23 protein-coding genes are annotated in these 25,975 nt (G+C 65.2%); 14 read left to right on the top strand and 9 right to left on the bottom strand.

Features of this window, described 5'->3' with window-relative positions; genetic code table 11:
- Window positions 1-36: 36 nt before the first annotated feature.
- The gene (locus A3M7_RS0120470; protein WP_245284296.1) at window positions 37-1,299 is read right to left on the bottom strand and encodes a glycosyltransferase 87 family protein; all 1,263 of its coding nucleotides are present in this window, start codon (window positions 1,297-1,299) and stop codon (window positions 37-39) included.
- Complete coding sequence (locus A3M7_RS0120465) at window positions 1,296-2,810, bottom strand: hypothetical protein (RefSeq protein ID WP_027545570.1); 1,515 nt, start codon at window positions 2,808-2,810, stop codon at window positions 1,296-1,298. Before A3M7_RS0120465 ends, A3M7_RS0120470 begins: the two co-directional genes overlap by 4 nt.
- Before the next feature lie 296 nt (window positions 2,811-3,106).
- Here A3M7_RS0120465 and A3M7_RS0120460 point away from each other — a divergent pair, with 296 nt between their 5' ends.
- Entirely contained in the window at window positions 3,107-3,271 is a 165-nt protein-coding gene (locus A3M7_RS0120460) for a Flp family type IVb pilin (protein ID WP_027545569.1), read from the top strand.
- A 223-nt stretch (window positions 3,272-3,494) separates the two neighbouring features.
- Here A3M7_RS0120460 and A3M7_RS0120455 read toward each other — a convergent pair whose 3' ends face one another.
- Window positions 3,495-4,478: a phosphatase PAP2 family protein gene (locus A3M7_RS0120455; protein ID WP_027545568.1), complete on the bottom strand. Its 984-nt coding sequence runs from the start codon at window positions 4,476-4,478 to the stop codon at window positions 3,495-3,497.
- A 267-nt stretch (window positions 4,479-4,745) separates the two neighbouring features.
- Between A3M7_RS0120455 and A3M7_RS0120450 the strand changes: the two genes are divergently transcribed.
- Complete coding sequence (locus tag A3M7_RS0120450; protein ID WP_008136878.1) at window positions 4,746-5,426, top strand: TetR/AcrR family transcriptional regulator; 681 nt, start codon at window positions 4,746-4,748, stop codon at window positions 5,424-5,426.
- 150 nt (window positions 5,427-5,576) lie between these two features.
- Here the strand turns inward: A3M7_RS0120450 and pyk are convergent, their stop codons facing one another.
- A complete protein-coding gene (pyk, locus tag A3M7_RS0120445; RefSeq protein ID WP_027545567.1) occupies window positions 5,577-7,013 on the bottom strand; it encodes a pyruvate kinase in 1,437 nt (478 codons plus the stop codon).
- The gene (locus A3M7_RS0120440) at window positions 7,010-7,609 is read right to left on the bottom strand and encodes a DUF1036 domain-containing protein (RefSeq protein WP_027545566.1); all 600 of its coding nucleotides are present in this window, start codon (window positions 7,607-7,609) and stop codon (window positions 7,010-7,012) included. Before A3M7_RS0120440 ends, pyk begins: the two co-directional genes overlap by 4 nt.
- Window positions 7,610-7,789: 180 nt before the next feature.
- On the opposite strand from A3M7_RS0120440, the gene A3M7_RS0120435 reads away from it, so the two are divergent.
- From A3M7_RS0120435 to A3M7_RS0120425, 3 genes are all read left to right on the top strand, one after another.
- Complete coding sequence (locus tag A3M7_RS0120435) at window positions 7,790-8,095, top strand: DUF1244 domain-containing protein (RefSeq protein WP_027545565.1); 306 nt, start codon at window positions 7,790-7,792, stop codon at window positions 8,093-8,095.
- Between the two features lie 196 nt (window positions 8,096-8,291).
- The gene (locus A3M7_RS0120430) at window positions 8,292-8,564 is read left to right on the top strand and encodes a DUF2312 domain-containing protein (RefSeq protein ID WP_008546273.1); all 273 of its coding nucleotides are present in this window, start codon (window positions 8,292-8,294) and stop codon (window positions 8,562-8,564) included.
- Window positions 8,565-8,749: 185 nt separating this feature from the next.
- A complete protein-coding gene (locus A3M7_RS0120425) occupies window positions 8,750-9,169 on the top strand; it encodes a hypothetical protein (protein ID WP_027545564.1) in 420 nt (139 codons plus the stop codon).
- A 155-nt stretch (window positions 9,170-9,324) separates the two neighbouring features.
- Here A3M7_RS0120425 and A3M7_RS0120420 read toward each other — a convergent pair whose 3' ends face one another.
- From A3M7_RS0120420 to A3M7_RS0120410, 3 genes are all read right to left on the bottom strand, one after another.
- A complete protein-coding gene (locus A3M7_RS0120420; RefSeq protein WP_245284295.1) occupies window positions 9,325-10,920 on the bottom strand; it encodes a DUF882 domain-containing protein in 1,596 nt (531 codons plus the stop codon).
- 280 nt (window positions 10,921-11,200) lie between these two features.
- Entirely contained in the window at window positions 11,201-13,423 is a 2,223-nt protein-coding gene (locus A3M7_RS0120415; RefSeq protein WP_027545562.1) for a murein L,D-transpeptidase, read from the bottom strand.
- A 347-nt stretch (window positions 13,424-13,770) separates the two neighbouring features.
- Window positions 13,771-15,270: a sigma-54 dependent transcriptional regulator gene (locus A3M7_RS0120410; protein WP_027545561.1), complete on the bottom strand. Its 1,500-nt coding sequence runs from the start codon at window positions 15,268-15,270 to the stop codon at window positions 13,771-13,773.
- A 127-nt stretch (window positions 15,271-15,397) separates the two neighbouring features.
- Here A3M7_RS0120410 and A3M7_RS0120405 point away from each other — a divergent pair, with 127 nt between their 5' ends.
- Window positions 15,398-17,350, top strand: a complete 1,953-nt coding sequence (locus tag A3M7_RS0120405) for a M3 family oligoendopeptidase (protein ID WP_027545560.1) — start codon at window positions 15,398-15,400, stop codon at window positions 17,348-17,350.
- 19 nt (window positions 17,351-17,369) lie between these two features.
- Here the strand turns inward: A3M7_RS0120405 and A3M7_RS44695 are convergent, their stop codons facing one another.
- Complete coding sequence (locus A3M7_RS44695; RefSeq protein ID WP_049823590.1) at window positions 17,370-18,152, bottom strand: sterol desaturase family protein; 783 nt, start codon at window positions 18,150-18,152, stop codon at window positions 17,370-17,372.
- 87 nt (window positions 18,153-18,239) lie between these two features.
- Here A3M7_RS44695 and A3M7_RS44690 point away from each other — a divergent pair, with 87 nt between their 5' ends.
- From A3M7_RS44690 to A3M7_RS0120360, 8 genes are all read left to right on the top strand, one after another.
- Entirely contained in the window at window positions 18,240-18,938 is a 699-nt protein-coding gene (locus A3M7_RS44690) for a TetR/AcrR family transcriptional regulator (RefSeq protein ID WP_049823589.1), read from the top strand.
- Window positions 18,939-19,010: 72 nt separating this feature from the next.
- Window positions 19,011-21,980, top strand: coding sequence for a patatin-like phospholipase family protein (locus A3M7_RS0120390; RefSeq protein WP_027545559.1), 2,970 nt, complete (start codon window positions 19,011-19,013; stop codon window positions 21,978-21,980).
- Window positions 21,981-22,048: 68 nt separating this feature from the next.
- Complete coding sequence (locus tag A3M7_RS0120385) at window positions 22,049-22,273, top strand: AbrB family transcriptional regulator (protein ID WP_027545558.1); 225 nt, start codon at window positions 22,049-22,051, stop codon at window positions 22,271-22,273.
- 14 nt (window positions 22,274-22,287) lie between these two features.
- On the top strand, window positions 22,288-22,686 hold the full coding sequence (locus A3M7_RS0120380; protein ID WP_027545557.1) for a type II toxin-antitoxin system death-on-curing family toxin: 399 nt from the start codon (window positions 22,288-22,290) through the stop codon (window positions 22,684-22,686).
- A gap of 97 nt (window positions 22,687-22,783) precedes the next feature.
- Window positions 22,784-22,936, top strand: a complete 153-nt coding sequence (locus tag A3M7_RS0120375; protein ID WP_008136857.1) for an aa3-type cytochrome c oxidase subunit IV — start codon at window positions 22,784-22,786, stop codon at window positions 22,934-22,936.
- 138 nt (window positions 22,937-23,074) lie between these two features.
- A complete protein-coding gene (locus A3M7_RS0120370; RefSeq protein WP_027545556.1) occupies window positions 23,075-24,202 on the top strand; it encodes a Re/Si-specific NAD(P)(+) transhydrogenase subunit alpha in 1,128 nt (375 codons plus the stop codon).
- A gap of 11 nt (window positions 24,203-24,213) precedes the next feature.
- Window positions 24,214-24,531, top strand: coding sequence for a proton-translocating transhydrogenase family protein (locus A3M7_RS0120365; protein WP_027545555.1), 318 nt, complete (start codon window positions 24,214-24,216; stop codon window positions 24,529-24,531).
- A 39-nt stretch (window positions 24,532-24,570) separates the two neighbouring features.
- Window positions 24,571-25,968: an NAD(P)(+) transhydrogenase (Re/Si-specific) subunit beta gene (locus A3M7_RS0120360; protein WP_027545554.1), complete on the top strand. Its 1,398-nt coding sequence runs from the start codon at window positions 24,571-24,573 to the stop codon at window positions 25,966-25,968.
- The last annotated feature ends 7 nt before the right edge of the window (window positions 25,969-25,975 follow it).

The following is a 25,975-nucleotide window of genomic DNA, read 5'->3' as shown; positions in this document are numbered from 1 at the left end:
GCACGTCCGGGGACGAGGGTGGGACGCGCCTCAGTCTCACGCCCCTCGCGTCGACGACGCGGGAATCGCCGGCCCGCCGGATCTTGCCGGGCTGCGCAACGCGCCGAAGACGAGGCCAATGAGAGCGACGGTGAGGAGCGGTGACAGCCGTCCCGCCGGGACATAGACGGCCGGGCTGAGCAACGGCACCATCCAGATGCCGAGCCCGACCAGCCAGTCGCGAAAGCGCGGAGCATCGATCGACGGGGCAAGCCACAGCACGACGGCGACCACCAGCAGCGTCGCATCATAGGGGCCCGAATGCGGGGCCGCCAGCACGGTTGCCGCAAGCAATACGATCAGCTTGTTGTCGGTGCTGAGCGAGGAGCGAAACGCCACCAAGGTCGCCGCCGCGCTCGAGAGGATCGCGGCCAGTTGCAGCATCGAGGCCAGTCGTTCCGGCAGGCCCAGCAGCACCGCGCAGGCCCAGACGCTGTGGCCCCAGATGCGGCCATAGCCCAGCCATTTCGCATCGGGGCTGACCAGGTTGTTGAGCGCCTGCGGTATCCACCACAGCCACAACTCGACGCCAAAAATCATGGCACTCGCAACCGCCAATGCGAATGCCGAGCATGCAGCAGCGCACAGGCTGCGATATTGGCGCAAGCCCAGCAGCGCGAGCGGGACGAGCAGGAAAAATTGCGGCTTGAAGCTCAGGAGCCCGAGGATTGCGCCGCCAAGGAGCGGCCGCGGTCCGAGCAGCCTGACACCCGCGACCAGCAGCGCGGCAACGAGAAAGGCGCATTGTCCATCGGCCAGGTTGAGGGCCGCGGCTGGCGAGACCAGAACCGCCGCGATGATGTAGGGCGTCAGTTGCGGCTGATCGGCCCGGTTGCGAAGCGCCCAGGCCAGGAAGCCTGCGGTCGCCGCCTGGAATGCAACATAGGAGCCGACAAAACCAAGCGGCGCGACGGGCAGCAGCAGAACGAGAAAGCTGGGCGGATAGAACCACGGACGGAACTCCAGTGGCACCGTGAGCCATGATGCGAACGACTGGTTGAGATAGGCGGTGAACGCGTCGCCATCGATGACCAGCGCAAGATTGCCGGCGAGCATCGACCTGACGGCGCCGTAGAACACCATCCAGTCGGTGCCGGGGCCGATGTGGTTCAGGCCGATCCAGCCGGGATGGACGAGGGTAGAGATCAGGATACCCCAGCCGAACAGCGTAGCGATCGCCATCGCCGGCAGGAGCATGAGGGGAAGCCCGCTCCAGCTGCGCGATGGACCGGGCATCGGCCGCTGAACGGACACGCTCACTTGAAAGCTTCCCTCGATGTTTCCGCTTGCGGCGCCACACCGGCCTGTGCGTCGGCGGTTCGCACATGGATCACCGCGATGTCGTCCGCATAGATCCGCTTCCAGCCCTTGAGCTGATCGAGGATCTGCGGGCCCGGCGCATCGGCGACCAGGAGCGTCGCGTCGATCTTGTACTCATCCAGCAGGCGCGGAAGCAGCTCGGGCTTCTTGCCCTCCGTCGCCTTGAAGAAGTCCATGACGAATGTCTCGCCATAGAGCTCGGCGCGGCCGTCGACGTAGACAGGGATGTCGCGCGAGATCAGATAGCCGCCGAACTGATAGGCGTTGAAGATGCGCTGGGCCTTGCGTTGCTCGAGCAGGTCGACGGCGGCAACCGGCGTCTGCGTCATCGTGAAGGTGAAGCGGTGGTGCCCCATGTAGAGCGAGGTCGAGGTCCAGCCCGCGGCCACGATCATCAGTGCGCCAAGCGCGGTGACATAGCGAGCCGGCCAGCGGTCGGTGCCGGTGGCGTCCGGCTGCGGGCGCGGAACCATCTGGCCGAGCGGCTTCGCGAGCACCAGCGGTACCAGGAAGGCAAATGCCTCGATGCTCCTGACATGGGTCAATGCGCTCCAGGTCAGGAACAGGATCAAGAAGATCCTCGGCGCCGAGAGCACGAGGCCGCGATAATAACCGAATGCGATCAGGCCGAGCAGCGCGCCTTCGAACGAGCTGAACGTGGCAAAGTTCGCCGGCATCCATTCGAAGATCAGCGACAGCAGCTCGCCGAGACTGAGGATGTTGGTCGCGCCCAGCAGCGTCTTCCAGCCGTAGGGCGTGCAGCAGCTCGCGATCAGTGCGCCGATGCCGAACAGCACCCAGCGCATGAACAGCTGAAGCCGCCGCCCCTTTTCCGCGTGCTCGACGGCCTCGAGCGAGATCGGACCGATCAGCGCCAGGCCGAGCACGAAGCCGCCATGCAGGTTAGCCCAGAGTGCCATCAGCGGCAGCCAATACCAGGACGGCGCACGCCTGCGGTCGGCAGCCGCCATCAGCAGGCCGACCCACGCCACCATGACGGGCAGCGCCAGAATATGCGGACGCGCCAGGACATGGTGCAGCGACAGCAGCAGCGCCAGCATCGCAAACAGCACTGCACGCGGCGTCTCGATCTGCGCGTCGAGCAGATAGACGAAGACAGCGGCCGTGAGCGCGACCGCCATCGCGGTGAGGATGACGGGACCTGCCCAGTCCCATTGCGCATGGGAGAAGGCGAACAGCACTTGCGACAGCCACGACGTCGAAATCCACGGCGCGCCCGTCCGCGTGAACGAATAGAAGTCCGTGGTGGGGACAGTGCCGTGATCGAGGATCCATTGCCCGATCTTGATCTGCCAGAACGAGTCGGAGTCCTGAAGCAGCGTGTCGCCGACATGGAGGAAGAAGAGATAGGCGCCGGCACCGACGCAGAGCGGCACCAGGGCGCGCGCGCGGCTCTGCATCGCGATGCTGTTGGCAAAGGAAAGGGACATTCCGCCTCGTCGTCCTGTTGTTCTTGTCGGTTGGCCGAGCGGCGGGCATTGGACCATGGCGGTCATAACTTCGGGTAAACCGGCGGCGGGGGCCGTTTCATGTCCGGACAATTTAACGGATTGTTTTGGATTTCGGTTTACCATCGCCGAATACACGCAACCCGCTCTGTGTTTACGCAGTCGAATTAACTGCGGCGCAATTCTTTGCCACTACGTTCGGTTCCATGGTCGGGCGGCGCTGGGAAGCCGAAAAGACCAGATCAGTTGTAGCCTCGTGTACCCATTTGGAGCACTCTATGAAGAACCTCGTTGCGCGCTTTGTGAAGGATGAATCCGGCGCCACCGCCATTGAATACGGCCTGATCGCTGCCGGCATCGCGCTGGCGATCATCACCGTGGTCAACAACCTCGGCACCACGCTGAACACCAAGTTCACCTCGATCTCGACCAGCCTCAAGTAAGGCCGGACGACCTGAGAATTCTGAGAGCCCCGTCCTCGACGGGGCTCTTTTCTTTTGGCCGGCGATTTCGGTTCGGAGATGAGCAGAGCTCCGTCATGGCTCGAAGACCGAAGGCGGAGCCCACCATCGAGACTTCGGGATATTGAAAATTGCTCGTGGGCACGGCGCTACGCGCCTTTGCCCGCCCTAGGGCAACTCGTTTCTGACCGCGACGATCGCGCCGTCATTCTGCGAGGCTGGTCTGCCAGACTGGCGATAGCTCAGGTGCGGCAGGCACGGGCGCCGTGCGGCCGAGCCGTTGAACATAGAATGTCGTCACCCAGATCGATGCAGCGGCGACCGCGATGCCGCCGGCGACGTCGATGAGGTAATGCGCGCCGATCGCCGGCGTCGCCGCGATCATCAGGAGGTTGAGCGCGGCCGCGATGCCGCCGATGCCGCGCACCGGCCACAGCGCCCACATGTAGAGCACGGCGGATGCGGCGTGAAAGCTCGGAAACGAGACGATGCCGGAGAGGAAGAACAGCCGGAGCTCGTGCAGGCTGCCGTCGCGCAGTGCCAGGATGTCGCGCAACTGCCCGGCATAGACCGCGGTGTTGATCTCGGGGAAATGCGCGGCCGGAAGTTGCAGCCCGTAATAGGTGCCGATCGCCGGCACGACGGCGGAGATTGCGATGGTGACCGCGAGCGCAAGGCTCATCGCGAGCATGAACACTTGCAGCCGCACGTGGCGCGCTGTCAGGGTCAGCACGACGGGGATGCCGAGCAGCGGCCATTTGATCAGCCCGTAGCCGCGAGCCAGGCAGTCGGCGAGCCAGGGATGGTCGTTGACGTAGCGCGCGATCGCTTCGGGATCGAGGCCGAGCGCCCGGTCGATCGCTAGCAGTGCGTCGTCCTGGAGCGGCCAGTTCAGCTTGCCCGCGACATAGCTGAGCGGTCCGACGATGGCGCAGGTGAGAATGACCTGTCCGATCGTGCCCAGCGAGAACACCAGTTTCGGATCGGCGAACTCGCCCTTGGCGAGCCGGTGGCCATAGGCGACTACGACCAGGACGGCGGCGATCGCCACCGTGATGCCGTAGGCAACAGGCTCGAGGCTCAGACCGGTGAGGGGCAGGCCGAGCGCCAGCAGGGCGCCCATGGCCGCGACAGGAAGCCAGTTCAGATTGAAGAGCTGCCAGGCGGTCCGGGCGTCCGGGTCGATCATGCTGCACCGAGGAGAGATCGCAGTACTGCGGTACAGTCGCCGGGCTGCTTTAAGATCGCGGTAACAATTGTGGTTAGCCGTTTGCCAACCGGCTCTGTGCATTTGAGCGAATCCGTCTCGCCGCTTTGATATGACGCTTCGCGCAAATGCATCTTGTCATCCCCCCTGAATAGTTGTTCAGTCCTTGCGGGGCGATTTGCAATTACTGCAGTGACGAAGCGTTCGGCCGCAGGGCGTGCGGCAGGCGTGTGGGACAGGAAGCGCGCCATGGTTTATCGGCGGACGCATCAAGTGGTTAAGCGCCTTGCGGCCCGACGCAGCGCGATATTGGCGGCGGCGCGGGAGGCCGCGGCGGAAGGCGGGATGGCGGCGGTGCAGATTGCGCCGGTCGCGGTCCGGGCCAATGTCGCAGCCGGTACGGTCTACCGCTACTTTCCCTCCAAGGCCGAGCTGATCTCCGAATTGATCGCCGAGGTCTCCCGCGACGAGCTCGCGGCGATCCGCAGGGCGGCCGATGCCGCGCCGGGGCCGTCCTCGGCGTTGGCTGCCGCCGTCACCACGGTGGCGGTCCATACCCTGTCGCAGCGCAGGCTGGCCTGGGGCATCCTGGCCGAGCCGGTCGATGTCGATGTCAGCGCCTCGCGCCTGGCCAGCCGGCGCGAGATCGCCGGCGAGATCGCAGGCCGGATCGATGCAGCCGTGCGCGCCGGTCACCTGCCGGCGCAGGACACGGCGCTGGCCGCCACCGCGCTGCTCGGTGCGCTGCATGAGGCGCTGGTCGGGCCGCTCGCGCCTGACAATCTCGAAGATCCCGTCAAGATGCGCGATGCGGTGCAGACCGTGACGCTGCTGGCGCTGCGCGCCGTCGGCGTCATGGACGCCCGCGCCCGTGGCCTGGTGGTGCAGCAGACGCTGCTCCCGACGACGAAGGCGCTGGTGGGGGCTTAAATCGAGCGTGCGGCCGGGGCAGGGGCCTGATCGCGCTCAGGCCGTTGTCCGAACGCGCCTTTTCGAACAATCCGAGCAGGCTCGCCGGACTGGCCGGCTACTGTGCATGGGGTTGTTTTCGACGTTTTTGTTTGCCGGACGCCCGCGGACCTAGATATCCGCGCCGCCCTCGGGGCCGACCGAGGCGATGCGCACCATGTTGGTGGTGCCGGGGATGCCGAGCGGCACGCCGGCGACGATGATCACGCGCTGGCCGGCGCGGACGAAGCCGTCCCGGAACGCGATCTGGCCGGCGCGGCTCACCATGTCGTCCTGGTCGCGCGCGTCTTCCGCCACCACGCAATGCACGCCCCAGACCACCGCCAGCCGGCGTCCGGCCGCGATGTTCGGCGTGATCGCAACGATCGGCGGCTTCGGCCGCTCGCGCGCGACGCGCACCGCGGTCGAGCCCGAGCTGGTCCAGCAGATCAGGGCCGGCAGGTCGAGCGTCTCGGCGATCTGGCGCGCGGCGTCCGCGATGGCGTCGCCGGCAGTGGATTCCGGCGGGGGGCGCTGCGCGGTGAGCACGGAACGATAAATCGGGTCGCGCTCGACCTCTTCGCCGATGCGGTTCATGGTCGAGACCGCTTCGACCGGGAATTTGCCGGCCGCCGATTCCGCCGACAGCATGATGGCGTCGGCGCCTTCATAGACGGCGGTGGCGACGTCCGAGACCTCGGCGCGGGTCGGCACCGGCGACTGGATCATCGATTCCAGCATCTGGGTTGCGATCACCACCGGCTTGCCGGCGCGGCGCGCCATGCGCGTCATCTGCTTCTGGAGGCTCGGCACGCGCTCCAGCGGCAGCTCGACGCCGAGGTCGCCGCGCGCCACCATCAGCGCGTCGGAGGCCTCGATGATGTCGGCGAGGCGGTCGATCGCCTGCGGCTTCTCGATCTTGGCCATGACGGCGGCGCGGCCGCGGATCATCTTCTTGGCCTCGATCACGTCGTCCGCGCGCTGCACGAAGGACAGCGCGATCCAGTCGACGCCGGTGACCAAGGCCGCCTCGAGGTCGGCGCGGTCCTTCGGCGTCATCGCCGAGACCGGCAGGTCGGTGTCGGGCAGGCTGACGCCCTTGCGGTCGGACATCTTGCCGCCGACCACGACGCGCGTCACCGCGTGCTCTTTCGAGGTCTCCTCCGCGATCAGCCGTACCTTGCCGTCATCCAGAAGCAGCGCATGGCCGGGCCTGAGCGCAGCCAGGATCTCCGGATGCGGGAGATTGACGCGCGTGGCATCGCCCGGCGTCTTGTCGGAATCGAGCGTGAAGATCTGGCCGTTCTGGAGCTGGACCGCGCCTTCCGCGAAGGCGCCGAGCCTGAGCTTCGGGCCCTGGAGGTCGACCAGGATGCCGATCGGCCGGCCGTAGCTGCTCTCGACATTGCGGATCGTCGCCACTAGCTCCCGCATCTTGTCATGCGGGGTGTGGCTCATGTTGATGCGGAACAGGTCGGCGCCGGCCTCGAACAGGCGGCGGATCATCGCGAGGTCCGAAGAGGCAGGTCCCAGGGTCGCGAGAATCTTGATACGGCGAAGACGCCTCATGGCTTATTTCCAGACGGTGGCGAGGGGGCTGGCGGAAGGCCAGGCGCGGCGGGGGGCGTACCACTGGGCGGACTATTGGGCAAACCCGGAACGCCACCACCCGGGCCAACAGGGCCCGGCAGGCCGGGTACGCGCTGCTGCTGTGACGGCTGCTCGTTGGCGTCGGTGAGCTGAACCGTCCAGGCGCGCTGCTCGCCGGTGTCGACCTCGAAATAGCCGGTCCGGTCGTAGCCGCGCGCGAGGCAATCCTCGGTGCCGCGGATGGTGAATTCCTTGTCGCGCGAGCACATGAAGGCCTGGCCCGACCATTCGCCGCCGCGGTCGTAGTCGATCGCGTAGATGTAATAGTAACGGGCGACCAGCGTTCCGCGCAGCAGGGTCTCGCAGGAGCGGGAGGAAATGTTCCACCAGCCCTCGGTGGTCCAGCCCTCGGCGTCCTTGTAGCCGAGCGCAATGCCGACCCGGCTCGAGGTGTTGTTGCACAAGCGGAAATCGGCGGAGGCCGGGCTGGTCCAGAGGCACAGCACGGCAATCGCCAGCACCGGGACCAACCGGGCGAGCAGGCGAAGGGGAGCGCGGGGAGATTCGGCGATCATTGTCGCGGAAGCTATATCAGATCATTGACGATTTGGCGTAGAGGCGGGGAACTGCCCCAAAGCCGGGCTTGCGCCCGTTTGCGCCGCGATGTGGCAAAATCTGTGACAGGACCCCACCTGATTCCGTAAGGGTAACCGCCATCGGGGTCAGAGCCGGGTCGGAGCGTAAGGAATTCAGCTATGGCAATCGACGACAAAACCAGAACGGAGCTCGAAGCGGCCGCTTTCCGGCGCCTGGTCGATCATTTGAAGACGCGGACGGACGTCCAGAATATCGACCTGATGAATCTGGCCGGCTTCTGCCGCAACTGCCTGTCCAACTGGCTCAAGGACGCCGCCGACGCCCAAGGCGTCGCCCTGAGCAAGGACGAGAGCCGGGAGGCTGTCTACGGCATGCCCTACGAGACCTGGAAATCGAAATACCAGGGCAGGGCCACGCCGGAGCAGCTCGAGGCCATGAAGAAGGTCCATCCTCACGGGCACTGAACGGCGCCGGCGCGCATCGGCTGAGTCGCACCACACAACAGCTTTCTTCGAGCAGCCGCACGAAGGTGTGGGCGCGCTGTGGACGAGCGTGATGCTTGCTTGAACGCGGAGGGCACCAACCCTAAGGGTCTTCCAGCACGCGCGGTGACGGATGCCGGCGTCACCTCGTTTTGCCAGTTCCATTGGGAGTACCAAGATGGCCACCTCCGCCGCCGTCCGCGACGACGAGCCCGCGACGAAATTTGCCAAGGACCAGCTCAAATCCATCATCGAGCGCATCGAGCGGCTGGAGGAAGAGAAGAAGGCGATCTCCGACGACATCCGCGACGTCTATGCCGAGAGCAAGGGCAATGGCTACGACGTCAAGGCGCTGCGCACCATCGTGCGCCTGCGCAAGCAGGACCCCAACGAGCGCGCCGAGGCCGAGACCATTCTCGAGACCTACATGCAGGCGCTGGGGATGATCTGAGGCCTGTGTTGTCGTCCTGGCGTAAGCCAAGACCCATCGCCACGGGATGTGGTTGTTGCGAAGGCCGGCAGTTGCATTATCGTCGCGCGGGATCGGTACCGCGCGTCACCGATAGATTCCGCGGTATGGGTCCTGGTTTTTGCCAGGACGACACCGGTGTTGTGGGTCCATCGAGGGAGACCGCCGTGGCCGCGCCGCCAATGCCGCGCGAGGTGAGCCGCGCCTTCGACGCTCTTCCGGCGTCGATCGGCAAGCGGTTGCTTCAGGTGCGTGCGCTGATCTTCGCGACCGCTGCAGCGCATGACGACGTCGGCCGGCTCACCGAGACGCTGAAATGGGGCGAGCCAGCTTACATGACCGATGAGACCGGCAGCGGCTCTACGATTCGGCTCGGGCGCGTGAAGGGCGCCGAGCAGCCGGCCATTCTGTTCAACTGCAAGACGACACTGGTCGACACCTTCCGCGAGCGCTTTCCCGATCAGTTCGAATACCGGCAGACGAGGGCGTTGCTGTTGCCCGTATCCGGCGCGCTGCCAAGGCAGCCGCTGTCGATCTGCCTGTCGCTGGCGCTGCGCTATCATTTGGACCGGCGGGATCGGAAATAGCGTCGTCGTCCTGGCGAAAGCCAGGAGTTGACTGTAGCCCGGATGGAGCGCAGCGAAATCCGGGATGTCTCGCCACGCGGCGCCGTTCCCGGATTGCGCTGCGCTCCATCCGGGCTACGAGACTGAATTCCTGGAAACGACGGAGGTTATCGGCCTCAGCGCAACGCGGCGGTGCGCACGACGAAGGACCTCGTCTCGAGCTTCGCGGTGGCGCTGCCGGAGAAGCTGTCGCAGGACAGGCCCTGCATCGGATCGTCGGTGAAGCCCATCGCGATCACGGCCTGCGGCTTGACGAAATAGCCGCGCATCGCGGCCATATCGAGCTCGCCCATCAGCGTCACCGACATCGCGCGGCTGGCGCTCGGCGACAGCATGACGATCTTGAGCCAGATGCTCTCGCCCTTGGCCGCGGAGAGCCGGGTCGCGGTTGCCACCATGCCGTCGATGCTCTTGCCGACCACCGTGTTGATCTCGGTTGCCTGAGCGACGTTGCGGGACGCGGCGGGACGGGCCGAGCGCGGGATCGGCGCGGAAGCGGCGACGACGTTGGTACGGTCGACCGGGGAGGCGGCCGGCGCGTAAGCCAGCGCCTGAAGAGTTGCGTTGGAGACGCTCGCGGTCGGCTGCGGATCGGTCGCGGCGGCAAGCGCCTGGCGGGCCTTCAACGCGGCGACCTGCGCCGGTGTCGCCTGCTGTGGCGTAGCCGGGATGTCCCAGAAGCCGCGGGCATTGATGATGTCGGCCGGGGTTTCAGGTTTGCCGGCGGCCGGCTTGTCGGCCACGGGCTTCAGCTTGGGTGGCGCAACGATCTGCGCATCGGCCGAGGCGAGCTGGAGCGTGGCGGCGATCTGCGGCTTGGCGCGCGGCGTCGGCACCGGATCGGCCGGCTTGGCCGCGGCGGCGACCACGGTGGGCGCCACGGGCTTGGCGGCCGGGGCAGGTGCGCCCTCGTCGTCCTCGTCGCTGGTGGCGGCGGTCGGGGCCGACTTGCTCTTGAACAGGGCGGCGAAGAAGTTCGGCTTGCTGCCGGAATCGTCACCGTTGCCGCGGCGCTCGATCTCGGCCTTGGCGAGCTCATAGCCCTTCAGCGGCGTGCCGTCGGTCGGCAGATGTACCGTCTTTCCGTCCGGGAACACGCGGGCGAGCTGGTCATGCGTCATGCGCGGCCAGTGCCGGATGCTGCCGGTGTCCAGATGCACGAAGGGCGAGCCGGAGGTCGGGTAGAAGCCGACGCCGCCGCGCTGGAGGCGCAGGCCGGCGAAGCGGATCTGCTCCAGCGGCACGCCCGGAATGTAGAAGTCCATCGCATGCCCCAGCATGTGCTGGCTGAAGCGCGCCACGCCGGAGGAGCGGCGGCGGAGCATCGCGTTGGTGGCGGGGGAGCGGTAGGAGGAGATGATCTGGATCGGCTGCTTGCCGTCGACGTCGCGATAGACTTCCCAGAGGATGTCGAACAGGTGACGGTCCATGACCGTCTCGTCCTGGGTGCGCCAGTCGCGGAGGAAGTGGTTGAGCTGCTTCAGCGACGCCTCGTCGTAGCGGCCGTCGCGCTTGAAGGTAACGGTGAGGTCTTCGCCGGAATGGGTGTGGTGGAAGGAGAGCGTCTTGGTCTCGTTCAGCGCGGCGGCGTTATGGACCGAACCCGCGGCAGCAAGCAGCCACACGGCAGCGAGGCCGATCCGGGATCCGGCCTTCACTCCCGCATGGGACGACGACAGCACAGCGAATTGGCGTGCGAGTCCAGACAGCACGTATGAGCCCACCCAGTCGACGAGCGTTCAAAATCTCCCGCCAACCCCGTTAGCGCGCGAAAGAGGATGAACGCTTTCTTAAAGCGAGAAGGTTAATTCGAGGTTGACCTTCCCGCGCCCAAACCAAGTCAGAATACAAACCTAACCGGTTGAGTGTGGCAAAAAAACGCCCGCTGCCGGAGGCCAAGTGGGGGAGTGGTTAACGTTAAGCGACCCCATCCAGGGGACGGGGTCGCTGATTTCATTGCATAATTTTAGGAAACAAGAGGCCGGACCGGGCTCAGCGGGTGAACACCCGCTGCGGCCTACGGCCCACTGGAGCCGGCGGCGGGGTCGGCGCCCCGAACAGCCGCTCGAAGAAGTTCGGACCGGACGAGCCGAAGCCGCCGCCATTGTTGGCCACCGCCACGCCCGAGGGCAGCGTCGTCGCCGGGCGCGAATAGCTCGGCTGCGAGTGGGCGACGATGTTCTCGAGGTCCTTGCCGCGGCTGTTCTTCAGGATGTTGATCATGGTCGCGTCGCGGCCATAGACGTCCTTGCGGAATTGCAGCTTGCCGGCATCGTCCACGAACGCGGTCTGGTAGGTGATGTTGACCGGGATCGGCGTCGGGAATTTCAGGTCGATCTCGCTCTTGCCGTACATGCTGCGCACGCGCTCCGGCGTGTACTTCTCGTTCGGCATGGCGATGTTGAGCAGCACGGAGGCGTACTGATCCGGGTTCTGCACGCGCATGCAGCCGTGGCTGAAGGCGCGCTCGTCCCGGGCGAACAGGTTCTTGTCCGGCGTGTCGTGCTGATAGACCAGGAACTTGTTCGGGAAGTTGAAGCGGATGCGGCCGAGCGCGTTGGCTTCACCGGGCGGCTGCGAGATGTGCACCGAACCGTCGCGGTTCTGCTCGAGCTTGAGGCCCATGCGCTGAAGCACGGTCGGGTCCTGCTGAAGCGCCGGCAGGTATTCGTTGTAGACGATCGACGGCGGCACGTTCCAGGTCGGGTTGACCGTGATGTACTTCATCGTTTCGGTGAGCAGGGGCGTCGCATGCTGGCCCGGCTTGCCGGTGACGACGCGGGTGGTCCAGACCTGCTGGCCGCGCTGCATCACCTTCAGCGTGTAGTCGGGAATGTTGAGGATGACATAGGCATCGCCCAGCGAGGGCACGCCGAGGTCGCGCGGCAGCCAGCGCCAGCGCTCCATGTTCACCAATACCGTGTCGATCTGCCTGTCACGCTTCGGCGTGTTGATCGCCTTGACCGTCTTGTCGTCGAGGACGCCGGTCGCCTTGAGCTCGGCGCTGTTCTGGAATTTTCGCACGGCTTCGGCGACCGTGGCGTCATAGCGGGTGTCGCTGGCATTCTCGGTGATGCCGAGCTTGGCGCGGAGCTGCGGCACGCGCGGATCCTCAACGACGACCTCAGCCTGCTTCTTGCCGGCGGGGGTATATTTCAGCGCCGGGCCATCGGCGACCTCGACCACCGGGCCGTTGCCCTGGCCGCGGAGCTCCGCGAGCTTGGCCTTCAGTTCCTTGTAGAGCTTCTGCGGCGGGTTGTAGCTGTCGAGCGCCGCGGAAGCGTCAGCCGCGGTCGTGACCTTGGTGAGCACCTCGCTCGGGTCGACCGGGTGCTCGGGATAGAGGATGTCGGCGCTGACCTGCGACCAGTGCATGCGGCCGCTCTGCGCCTGGCGCGCATAGTCGAACATGCTGGCGGTGAGCTTGAGCTCGGCGTCGGCGAGCGCATCGGGGTTCGTGGCGGCGGCGAAATCCGGCACCGGATAGTCGGCCGGATTGAGGCCGTCGGAGGCCGCATCCTTCAGCCGCGCGATCACGCCCTTGGCCGCGGCGGTCAGGCTGCCGCCCTGGGTCCAGACCGGGGCGAAGTCGCGCGCACCGTAGAACTTTTCGATGGCGGCGCGCTCGTTCTTCCGGTCGAAATGGCGCGAGGTCTTGGCGCCGATGATGTCCTTGAGCCTGTCCGCGACCGGCTGGTCGGCGGCGGGAACGGCGCTCGCGGCCTTCACGGGCTCGGAGGCCGGCTGCTCCTTGGCGACGTCCTTCGGCGGCTCGGCCGGAGTCGCTGCGGCGGCGGGGGCCGTCGCAGTGTCGGCCTTGGCCGGCTCGGTCTTGGCAGGCTCGCTCTTGGCAGCTTCGGATTTGGCAGGTTCGCTCTTCGGCGCCTCGCTGGCGGGCGTGGTGGCGACGTCGGCAGGCTTGGTCCCGACCTTGTCGGGCGCAGGTGCGGCTTCGGCCTTCGCAGCTTCCTTGGCCGGCTCCTTCGCGGAATCCTGGACCGTGGCGGTGGTGTCGAGCTTGATGTCGGACGCGGTCGGGGGCGGGACGTTGGCGGGCTCGGGACGCGGGATCGCGGCTTCGATCGCCAGTTCGGCGGCGCTGCTGCGCACCTGATCCTGCGCCAGGGCTGAGCTGGCCGACACCGTGAGGAAGGTTGCCGCAACCGTCATCAAGACACGGTCAAAGCCTGCACGGTGGTTCAAACAGTCACGCATTGTGTCGCACCCCTCGGGTGAACTGTCCCTCGTGGAACAGCTTCGTTATCGCCTAATTGAGTTTCGGCTAAACCGCGCCGGCCTCTGGAAAGTTGCACGCCTGCACGCAACGATTCATACGCAGACGATATACAGGCCCCGGATTTGCAGCCAGCGCTACCCGGGACAACTCACGACAAACTGACTTCAAGGGAGCCTCTTGGCAACGGATTGTGGGCCTTGGCCACACGCTTTTCCCTCTGTCTGTCACTTCCAAGTCACGGTTCAAATCGCAGTCGAATTCTGTCGTCATGCGAACGGCTTACAGCGTCACCCTGCCGTCGCGCGAACCTCCGTTCGCATCAGGCTCAGTGCGTCTCCTCGCCGCTTTTCCCGCCATGTCCGGGAACCCCGGCCTCGTCGAGTTTTCGGTAGAGCGTGGACCGGCCGATTTTGAGGCGGCGGGCGACCTCGGACATCTGCCCGCGATAATGCGAGATCGCGAAGCGGATGATCTCGTTCTCCATGTCCTCCAGCGGGCGGACGTCGCCGGTCGCGGTCAGCATGGGAAGAGTTCCCACCGAGGGGAGCGGTGCAATCGGTATTTCGCTACCCGACGACACGACCGAAGGCGCCGCGATCGGCTCGAGCATCAGCGGCGCCGTCGGGATGTCGGTCGCGGGATGCGGCTGCGAGGTGAGCAGGGGGAAGTCGGCAAGGTCAAGCTGGTCGCCCTCGCTCATCACCACCGCGCGGTAGACCGCGTTTTCGAGCTGGCGGATGTTGCCGGGCCAGTCGAGCTGGGCGAGGTGCGCCACGGCCTCGCCGCTGATGCCGGTGATGTGGCGGTTCTCCTCGGCGGCAAAGCGCGCCAGGAAATGCCGGAGCAGATGCGGGATGTCCTCGCGCCGGGTCCGCAGCGAGGGGATCGTCAGCGGCAGCACGTGCAGGCGATAGAACAGGTCTTCGCGGAAATGGCCCTGCTTCACCCGTTCCAGCAGCCTGCGGTTGGTTGCCGAGATGATGCGGACGTCGACCTTCACCGGCTTGCGGCCGCCGACGGCCTCGACCGCGCCTTCCTGCAGCGCGCGGAGCAGCTTGACCTGCGCGGCAAGCGGCAGCTCGCTGACCTCGTCCAGAAATAGCGTGCCGCCATGGGCCTCGACGAACTTGCCGGTGTGGCGTTCGGTGGCGCCGGTGAAGGCGCCCTTCTCATGGCCGAACAGGATGGACTCGACGAGGTTGTCGGGGATCGCGCCGCAATTGACCGCGACGAACGGCTTGGCCTTGCGCTCGCCGCTGCCATGGATAGCGCGTGCGAACATCTCCTTGCCGACGCCGGACTCGCCCTCGATCAGCACGGGGATCGAGGAGTTCGCCGCCTTCTGCGCGGTGCGCATGACGCCCGCCATTGCTTCCGCGCGGGTGATGATGTCGGAGAAGGTCAGCCGGCCCTCGCGGCTGTGACGGATGCGCTGCAATTCGCCCTTGAGCGCGGAGGCGTTGAGCGCGTTGCGAAGCGAGACCTGGAGCCGCTCCATGCCGACCGGCTTGACCACGAAATCGGCAGCACCTGCGCGCATCGCCGAGATCACGTTGTCGATGCCGCCATGGGCGGTCTGCACGATGACGGGCACGCTGAGGCCGGCTTCGCGGATCTTCGCCAGCACGCCCATGCCGTCGAGGCCGGGCATCACGAGGTCGAGGATGACGCCGTCGATAGCAGGTGCATCGGGGGCGGTGAGGGCGGCGATCGCGGCGTCGCCGGAGTCCACGACGACCGTCTCATAGCCGCATTTCTGCACCATGTTCTCGATCAGCCGGCGGGCTACAGCGTCGTCGTCGGCGATCAAAATACTGGCAGCCATGGTGTTCCCCGCACGCTACTACTATCTGTCTCGAATCGGGGCACTCTGGCCGAAGCCGATTAACGCACTCTTAAACCTTGATGCCCCCGCCCGCCGTCGCGCTTGTTGAACACAGGTTTCCCACAGAATGACTTCGCGCTCCAAATCTGCCTTGAAGAAGCCCGCTCCCAGCAAACCCGCTCTCCGCAAGCCGAGCACCAGGAAATCCGCCGCCAAGAAATCCATCGTCAAGGCAAAGCCCTCCAAATCTTCACTCGCCAAGTCTTCACTCGCCAAATCTTCACCCGCCAAGCCTGCGAGCAAGGCCGGCAGGCTTCCTGAATGGAACCTCGCCGATCTCTATTCCGGGATCGACGCGCCGGAAGTGGCGCGCGATCTCGAAAGGATGGATGCCGATTGCGTCGCGTTCGAGACCGACTACAAGGGCAAGCTCGCGACAGGGACAGCAAACGAAGATGGCGGAAAATGGCTCGCCGAGGCGGTGCGACGCTATGAGGCGATCGACGATCTCGCCGGCCGTCTCGGCTCCTATGCCGGCCTCGTCCATGCCGGCGACAGCGTTGATCCCAAGATTTCAAAGTTTTACGGCGATGTCTCCGAACGGCTGACGGCGGCGTCCACCCATCTTCTGTTCTTCGCGCTCGAGCTCAATCGTGTCGATGACGATTTGTTGACCCGCGCGATGCAGGCGCCGGAGCTGGCGTATTACCGTCCCTGGATCGAGGATCTGCGCAAGGAGAAGCCCTATCAGCTCGACGACAAGCTCGAGCAGCTTTTCCTGGAGAAGGCGCAGACGGGTTATTCCGCCTTCAACCGGCTGTTCGACCAGACCATCTCCAGCCTGCGCTTCAAGGTCGGGCCTAAGGAGCTCGCGATCGAGCCGACGCTCAATTTGTTGCAGGACCGCGACGGCGCCAAGCGCAAGAGCGCGGCAGAGGCGCTGGCGAAGACCTTCAAGGCAAATGAGCGCACCTTCGCACTGATCACCAACACGCTGGCCAAGGACAAGGACATCTCCGACCGCTGGCGCGGCTTCAAGGACGTCGCGGATTCCCGCCACCTCAACAACCGCGTCGAGCGCGAGGTGGTGGATGCGCTGGTCGCCTCGGTGCGCGCGGCCTATCCAAGGCTGTCGCATCGCTATTACGCGCTGAAGGCGAAGTGGTTCGGCAAGAAGCGGCTTGCCTATTGGGACCGCAACGCGCCGCTGCCGTTTGCGGCGACCGACGTCATCGGCTGGCCTGATGCCCGCAACATGGTGCTGACGGCCTATCGTGGCTTCTCGCCCAAAATGGCCGACATCGCCGAGCGCTTCTTCACCGACCGCTGGATCGACGCGCCGGTGCGTCCGGGCAAGGCGCCGGGCGCGTTCTCGCATCCCACCACGCCGTCGGCGCACCCCTATGTGCTGATGAACTACCAGGGCAAGCCGCGCGACGTGATGACGCTCGCCCATGAGCTCGGCCACGGCGTGCATCAGGTGCTGGCGGCCAAGAACGGCGCGCTGATGGCGCCGACGCCGCTGACGCTGGCGGAGACCGCGAGCGTGTTCGGCGAGATGCTCACCTTCAGGCGGCTCCTGGCACAGACCAAGAGCGCCAAGCAGCGCCAGGCGCTGCTCGCCGGCAAGGTGGAGGACATGATCAACACCGTGGTCCGGCAGATCGCCTTCTATTCCTTCGAGCGCGCGGTCCACACCGAGCGCAAGAACGGCGAGCTCACCGCGACGCGGCTCGGCGAGATCTGGCTGTCGGTGCAGGGCGAGAGCCTGGGGCCGGCGATCGAGATCAAGGCCGGCTACGAGAACTACTGGATGTACATCCCGCACTTCATCCATTCGCCGTTCTACGTTTATGCCTATGCCTTCGGCGACTGCCTCGTGAACTCGCTCTACGCGGTCTACGAGAACGCGGCCGAGGGCTTTGCCGAGCGCTATCTCGACATGCTCGCCGCCGGCGGCACCAAGCACTACTCCGAGCTGCTGCGGCCGTTCGGGCTCGATGCCAAGGATCCCAAATTCTGGGACGGCGGCCTCAGCGTCATTGCCGGCATGATCGACGAGCTGGAGGCGATGGGCTGAGCGGCGCGGACGCTTCGCGCTAGCTGGTCGGGTTGGCCCTGCGGCCGAGGCTATTCTGCCCGGCCGCAGGTTCGTTCACGTCGGCGAAGGCGAGCATCGCGCCAAACCGGTCGGTCGCCGGCTTGTCGAAGCCGACCGCGCCCTCGAAGCTCGCAGGATTGCGAAAGGTGCCGAGCAGCATGTCCCAGATCGGCAGGTCGCCATAGTTGAAGGCGTGCACGTCACGCTGGTGATGGATGCAATGCGCCTCCGGCCGCTGGATGATGAAGCCGAGCCATTGCGGCGTGCGCACATTCATATGCTGGAAGTACCCGTAGAAGGCGGCGATGTAGCCGGTCGCGGCGGCTGCGACCGGATCGAGCCCGAGCACCAGCGTCGTGACCACGGATGCGATCGCAAAGAATGCGATCGTCTCCAGCGGATGGAACAGCGCCGCGCCCGACATGTCCATGCGCTGCGGGCTGTGATGGATCTGGTGGAATAGTCGCCACATCAGGGGGAAGGTGTGGGCGCTGCGGTGCCAGCCGTAATTGACGAGCGAGAGCACGGCATAACCGAGCACCGCGCCGCCGGCGACGCCAAGGCCGGTGAGGTCCATCAGCCTGTGCCGCTCCAGCCAGGCTTCCGGGATCAGTAATGGGGTCAACGTGGCAAGCAGGCCCTGCACGGTCAGGAAGCAGAAGCCCCTGAGCCGCCAATAGGGAATATCCGGGAATTTCCGCGCCGGGATCAGACGCTCGATTCCGAGCATCACGAGATAGGTCGCGGGCACCAGCAGGCTGAACAGGTCAATCGCAGACATCGCCTCAGCTCCAACCTTACACTGTAAGCTTTGCTTCACAATACAGCCTTTCGGTGTAAGGTTGCAAGCGGGTTCGATTCGGACGTCATGATCAAGAAAGCCAAAGCGCGCCGGAAAGCTCCGCCTGCGCCGCGCAAGCGCCGCGCCGCGGGCCACGGGGGCCGAGGACTGTCGCGCGAGCGGATTGCGGCCGTCGCGATGGCGCTGGTCGATCGCGACGGGTTGGCCCAATTCTCGACGCGCAGGCTCGGCGAGGAGCTCGGCTGCGAGGCCATGAGCATCTATCATCACTTCCCGAGCAAGGCGCACCTGATGGATGCGCTTGTAGACCTGATGCTTGCGGAGGCGCAGGTTGCGATGGAGCCGCAATGGGACTGGCGCGAGCGCCTGCGCCGAGCCGCCCACGGCTTCCGCGCCATGGCGCTGAAGCACCCTGCGTTCTTCCCGTTCTTCGCGGTGCATCGGCTCAACACGGCTGCCGGTGTCGCCTATATCGACGGCATCATCGGCATCCTGCGCGACGCCGGCTTTTCCGACCGCGAGGCGGCCATCTATTTCCGGGAACTCGGCTATTACCTCACGGGTGCCGCGCTTGATGAGACGGCGGGCTACGCCCGCGGTCCTTCCTCGGCCGAACCGGTCCCGGACGAAACGATCGCCGCGAACTTCAAGCATCTTGCGGCCGCTGCGCCGTATTTTCAGCCTGCGCATTTTGACGCGACGTTCGAGACCGGCCTCGAGATCCTGCTCGCCGGCATTGAACGTTCGAACCAGAGGCAAGACTAATCCTGTAGATACTTGATTTACTTTTTCAACCGCTGATTGCCGATTGCTTTTTATTGCTCGGGGGAGGCTCGCATGCCCGATCAGGGACAGGTCCCGCGACCTGGAGCGGCGCGGAACGCCGCAGCCTTCGAGGAGGAAACGCCCTGGTGCGAGAAGCATCAGCAGATCGTTCGCGACGAGATCGAGGCCATCAACACGCGCCGCGAGGAAGCCCGGCAACTCGATCCCGACGGCATCGTCGCCTGCCAGATGCTCGACGTCGTCGGGCTCGCCTTGTCCGGCGGCGGCATCCGCTCCTCGGCCATGTGTCTCGGCGTGCTCCAGGCGCTGAACCACCACGATCTGATCAGGCGGATCGATTATCTCTCCACCGTATCGGGCGGCGGCTACATCGGCACCTCGCTCAGCACGACCATGACGGTGACAGGGCGTTTCGTATTCGGCGAGCGGCCGGCCGGGGACACCGTGACCGCCAGCGAGATCAGCGATACGCCCTCGGTCGGGCACATCAGGAATTATTCCAACTACCTGGTTCCGGCCGGCTTCCGCGATCTCCTGACCGGGATTGCAATCGTGGCGCGCGGACTGATCGCCAATATCGGGCTGACGCTGCCGGCCGTGCTGCTGCTCGCCGCCGTCACCATCTGGTCGACGCCGCTGCGGAGCTGCCTGACCGTCGCGAACTTCTTCGGTGTCGATCTTGCCGACGGCGCTTCGCCGCAATGCGAGCTGCACCATTTCGGCTGGATCGCGGACCGTTTCGGCTTCACCGCGATCGGCGCGATCGTCGCGCTGGCGCTGCTTGCCTGCGGCGGAATTGCCTATCTGCGCTCACGGGCGGAGCGGGGCATCGGCCCAACCGTCTTCCTGACCTATGCCGCGGGCATCGCGTTCCTGCTCGGCATCGCGTGCGACTTCGCCCGCATCCTTCAGATCAGGAATTTCGCGCTGACGCTGGCAACGGCGATCATCGGCGTCGCCCTGTTCTTCGGCTGGGCGCTCAAGCAGTCGTTTGCAAGCCCCGAGAAACGCCAGGAGTTTCGCTCGCATTGGCCGACCGCCGGCGCGACCTTCCTGGTGCTGCTTGCCGTGATCGCGTTCTTCGAGTTCCAGCCCTTCATGCTGTCGCAGATGTTCGATGTCGTCGACAGCAACACGATCGGCGGGCCGGTCGGCGGCGTCGCCGTCACCTGGATCAAATCGCTCGCCGCGATTGCCGCGCCGATCGGCATATTCGTCACTGCCTTCAGGCAGCAGTTCGCCGAATTCCTGAAGGGCAACAGCGTATCTTCGCAATGGGGCTCGCTGGTGCTCGCGATCATCGCCAAGATCGCGCTGTGGATCGCGGGATTGGCGCTGCCGCTGATCATCTGGGTCGCCTATCTCTATCTGTCCTATTGGGGCATCGCCAACGATCCGATCGAAAAATGTCAGGCACCCCTGACCGCAATTGCGCAGAAAGGCTGTCTCGCCGCCAACAAATCGACCGTGCCCGCGTCGGGAAACCTGTCGGGCAAGATCGAGTTTGACGCTGCCGCCGGCACCTTCACGGCCGAGATCACGCCAAGGCCCGCCGCAACGACGGCGGCGACGGACTGGTTGACGCCGGTATCCCACGTTCCGGCCTGGCTCGTATTTGCCGCGGGCAATGTCGCAAGACAATTCGATTGGACGGATCGAGGCTCCGGCTACGCGCACAGCCTGCCCGTGGTGATCCTGTACACGCTCGTCGGCATGTTGCTGTTTGCGATCTCCTGGTCGCTGACGCCGAATGCCAATTCGCTGCATCGCTTGTACCGCGATCGGCTGAGCAAGGCTTTCCTGTTCGACCCCGGCCGCTCGGCCGACGGCAATATCGCGCGCGCCGAGGCGAGCCTCGACCAGGGGCGCGATCTCAAGCCGCTCGATCGCATGAAGTTGAGCGAGCTCTTCGCGGTCGCGGACGACGGTGCCACGACGAACGGTGGGCCGGCCGCGCCGAAGCTGCGGGCGCCCTATCATCTCATCAACACGGCGCTCAACATCCAGGGGTCGGACTTCGCCAACCGGCGCGGCCGCAATGCGGACTTCTTCGTCTTCTCGCCGCTCTATGTCGGCAGCGAAGCGACGCGCTACGCCAGGACCCCGGCGGTCGAGCGTCTGGAGCAAAGCCTCGACCTCGCCACCGCCATGGCGATCTCGGGGGCGGCCGCGTCGTCGAACATGGGCTCGAACTCGATCAGGGCGCTGACGCCGACGCTGGCGCTGTTGAACGTGCGGCTGGGCTACTGGCTGAGCAACCCGCGCTATGTCGGGGCCACTGCCCGGCCGCAGCGCCGCTCCACGCCGCTGTTCCTGTGGTCGGAAATCTCGGGCCGTCTCTACGAGAACAGTGACGGCGTCTATCTCACCGACGGCGGCCACATCGAAAATCTCGGCGTCTACGAGCTGCTCCGCCGGCGCTGCAAGGTGATCGTCGCGGTCGACGCGGAAGCCGACGCGCCGATGAATTTCTCCTCGCTGATGAAGCTCCAGCGCTATGCGCGCATCGATCTCGGCGTCCGGATCGATCTGCCCTGGACGCCGATCCGCGACCGCACGCGCGCCATCATGGCGGAAAATGCCGGGAAGTCCGCACAAGCATCCCCTGATGCATCGGACGAGGCCGCGGAGGACCATGTTCACGTGGCGATCGGCATCATCGACTATGGCGGCGATGACAAGGGCTATCTCGTCTATATCAAGTCCTCGCTCTCCCGCGACGAGAACGACTACATCCGCGACTACGCGCGACGTAACGACACCTTCCCCCACGAGACCACCGGCGATCAGTTCTTCTCGGAGGAGCAGTTCGAGGTCTATCGTGCATTGGGGTTCCACATGACCCATGGTTTCCTGGCCGGCGACCATTCCGTCGCGGTCGGTCCCGGCACGCATCCGCGCATGGTGCGATTTACCGAGGCGGGCGAGGAGGCCGTTGACGAGGTGCGCCGCTCGTTCGGATGGCCGGTCGTCCAGCGCCGGGCGCTGTCCTCACGCTGGATCGCGGGCAGGGAGCTGTAAAACATTTGTTGAACGACCCATGCTGGGATGTTATACAGGTGTATAACACTTCTTTCGCGAGCAAGATCATGAAGATCGAGATCAAGAAGATCGGCAATTCGGACGGGCTGTTGTTGCCGCGCGAGCTGATGCAGCGGCTCGACCTCAAGCGCGGCCAGCAACTTCACATCGTGGAATTGCCCGGCGGGGGTTTTCAGGCGCTGCCATATGATCCCGATTTCGAGCGGACGATGGAAATCGCCGACGAGGTCATGGACAAGTATCGCGATACGCTTGCCGCGCTCGCAAAGTAGTCGGCTCACTCAGAATGAGCGAGCCTGAAGAGCCGCTTTGGATCACCTACGAACAGGCTGTCGCTATTCATAGCAGGCAACTCCGCCGTTTCGGCGGTGCGCCGGGATTGCGCGACGAAGGGATGTTGCGCTCGGCGCTGGTGGAGCGGCCGATCAACAAATGGCGTTACGAGCAGGCTTCGCTCGATGAACTCGCCGCAGCCTACGCATTCGGGCTCGCAAGGAATCACGCATTCGTGGACGGGAACAAGCGCATCGCCTTCATGGCGATGATGGTCTTTCTTCACAAGAACGGCGTGGCCCTCAATCCCGATCCCGCGGAAGCAACAGCCATCGTCCTCTCCCTCGCCGCCGGCGAAGTCAGCGAGCAGAGCCTGACGCGCTGGATTCGCGACAATCGGAATTCCAAATGACCTGATTTGCGGGAAAACCCCGCCTGCCTGCCGTTGCCCTGCCCGGCGGTTTGCGCTATTGCCAGCCGGGAATTCGGCTTTCGACTGGGGACAATCCATGGCTGACCATAGCGAAGTGGCGTACACCACTGCCGACGGCAACGACTACGTTGCCCACGAGCAGACCTATGAGGGCTTCATCAAGCTGGTGAAATACGGCACGGCCTCGGTCGCGCTCATCGTGATCCTGATGGCGATCTTCCTCACCTGATCCATCGACTGCCGCACCGCCAGCGTCGTCGGTGCCCATAAAATTTGCATCCAAGCCGGATTGAAAAACCGGTATCCAACGTTGCGGGAGTAACGCTAAGTTCGCGTGCGCGCTTTTGCCCGCGTCGCCGGAGGGCCTATGAAGATCGCCGTTGCCAAGGAAATCGATCCGTCGGAGCCGCGCGTTGCCGCTTCGCCTGATACGGTGAAGAAGTTCAAAGCGCTCGGCGCCGAGATCGCCGTCGAGCCGGGCGCCGGCCTCAAATCGGGGCTGCCGGATTCCGAGTTCACCGCGGTCGGCGCCACCGTCAGCGCCGATGCGCTGAAGGACGCCGACGTCATCATCAAGGTGAAGCGCCCCGAGGCGTCGGAGCTTGCGCAGTACAAGCGCGGAGCGCTCGTCATCGCCATCATGGATCCCTACGGTAACGATGCCGCGCTGAAGGCGATGGCCGATGCCGGCGTTTCCGCCTTCGCGATGGAATTGATGCCGCGCATCACGCGCGCGCAGGTGATGGACGTGCTGTCCTCGCAGGCCAACCTCGCCGGCTACCGTGCCGTGATCGAGGGCGCCGAAGCCTTCGGCCGCGCCTTCCCGATGATGATGACCGCGGCCGGCACCGTGCCCGCCGCCAAGGTGTTCGTGATGGGCGTCGGCGTCGCCGGTCTTCAGGCGATCGCGACCGCGCGCCGTCTCGGCGCCATCGTCACCGCGACCGACGTGCGGCCCGCGACGAAAGAGCAGGTCGAATCGCTTGGCGCAAAATTCCTCGCCGTCGAAGACGAGGAGTTCAAGAACGCGCAGACCGCCGGCGGCTACGCCAAGGAAATGTCCAAGGAATACCAGGCCAAGCAGGCCGCGCTCACCGCCGAGCACATCAAGAAGCAGGACATCGTGATCACCACGGCGCTGATTCCGGGCCGGCCGGCGCCCAAGCTGGTCTCGGCCGAGATGGTCAAGTCGATGAAGCCCGGCTCGGTGCTGGTCGATCTCGCCGTCGAGCGCGGCGGCAATGTCGAAGGGGCCAAGGCCGGCGAGGTCGTCGACCTCGATGGCATCAAGATCGTCGGCTACACCAATGTCGCAGGCCGTGTCGCGGCCTCGGCCTCCAGCCTCTACGCGCGTAACCTGTTCAATTTCATCGAGACCATGATCGACAAGGCTAGCAAGGCACTTGCCGTGAACTGGGACGACGAACTCGTGAAGGCGACTGCGCTCACCAAGGACGGCGCCGTTATCCACCCGAACTTCCAGCCGAAAGCTTAAGGAGAGCCGCCATGGAGCATGTTGCACAGGTCGTCGACCCCTTCGTCTTCCGGCTGTCGATTTTCGTTCTCGCCGTCTTCGTCGGCTATTTCGTGGTGTGGTCGGTGACACCGGCATTGCATACGCCGCTGATGAGCGTGACCAACGCGATCTCCTCGGTGATCGTGGTCGGCGCGCTGCTCGCCGGCGGCGTCGCGAACGTCTCGAGCGGCTCGGGCTGGGCCCGCGCCTTCGGCTTCGTGGCGCTGATCTTCGCCTGCGTGAACATCTTCGGCGGCTTCCTTGTCACCCAGCGCATGCTGGCGATGTACAAGAAGAAGTCGAAGTAAGCGGCCACCTCGGGCTGAAGGGATCAATGGGGACCTGAGATGAACGCCAATCTCTCTGCATTCTTGTATCTCGTAGCGGGGGTGCTGTTCATCCTGTCGCTGCGGGGATTGTCGAGCCCGGCCTCTTCGCGACAGGGCAATTTGTTCGGCATGATCGGCATGGCGATCGCGGTCGCCACCACGCTCGCCAACCATCCGCCGGCTGACGGCCTGGCCTGGGTGCTCGTCATCGTCGGCATCGCCATCGGCGGCGCCATCGGCGCGGTCATCGCGCGCCGCGTGCCGATGACCTCGATGCCGGAACTGGTCGCTGCCTTTCACTCGCTGGTCGGCATGGCCGCGGTGCTGGTTGCCGCCGGCGCGTTCTACGCGCCCGAGGCCTTCGACATCGGCACGCCCGGGAACATCCATGCGCAGAGCCTGGTCGAAATGTCGCTCGGCGTCGCCATCGGTGCGCTGACCTTCACCGGTTCGGTGATCGCGTTCCTCAAGCTGTCCGCGCGGATGAGCGGCGCACCGATCATCCTGCCGTTCCGCCACATCATCAACATCGCGCTCGCCGTGGCGCTGGTGTTCTTCATCGTCGGTCTCGTCCTGACCGGCAGCGCGTTCGACTTCTGGATGATCGTCATCCTGGCGCTGGCGCTCGGCGTGCTCATGATCATCCCGATCGGCGGCGCCGACATGCCGGTCGTGATCTCGATGCTGAACTCCTACTCCGGCTGGGCCGCGGCCGGCATCGGCTTCACCCTCGGCAACTCCGCGCTGATCATCACCGGCGCGCTGGTCGGCTCCTCGGGCGCGATCCTGTCCTACATCATGTGCCACGCGATGAACCGGTCCTTCATCTCGGTCATCCTCGGCGGTTTCGGTGGCGAGACCGCCGCGGCCGGCGGCGGTACGGGCGAGCAGAAGCCCGCCAAGCTCGGCTCGGCGGACGATGCGGCCTTCATCATGAAGAATGCCTCCAAGGTCATCATCGTGCCGGGCTACGGCATGGCGGTGGCGCAGGCCCAGCACGCGCTGCGCGAAATGGCCGACATGCTGAAGAAGGAAGGCGTCGAGGTGAAGTACGCCATTCACCCCGTCGCCGGTCGCATGCCCGGCCACATGAACGTGCTGCTGGCCGAAGCCAACGTGCCCTATGACGAGGTGTTCGAGCTCGAGGACATCAACTCCGAATTCGCGCAGGCCGACATCGCCTTCGTGATCGGCGCCAACGACGTCACCAACCCGGCCGCGGAAGAGGACAAGACCTCGCCGATCTACGGCATGCCGGTGCTCCAGGTCTGGAAGGCCGGCACCGTGATGTTCATCAAGCGCTCGCTCGCCTCGGGCTATGCCGGCATCGACAATCCGCTGTTCTATCGCGACAACACCATGATGCTGCTCGGCGACGCCAAGAAGGTCACCGAGAACATCGTCAAGGCGATGTAGCGCGCGA

The sequence above is a fragment of the Bradyrhizobium sp. WSM2254 genome, assembly GCF_000472645.1.
In the GTDB taxonomy this organism is placed as follows: domain Bacteria; phylum Pseudomonadota; class Alphaproteobacteria; order Rhizobiales; family Xanthobacteraceae; genus Bradyrhizobium; species Bradyrhizobium niftali.
Note: the sequence above shows the minus strand (reverse complement) of the source record. Positions and strands in the feature narration are given on the sequence as shown.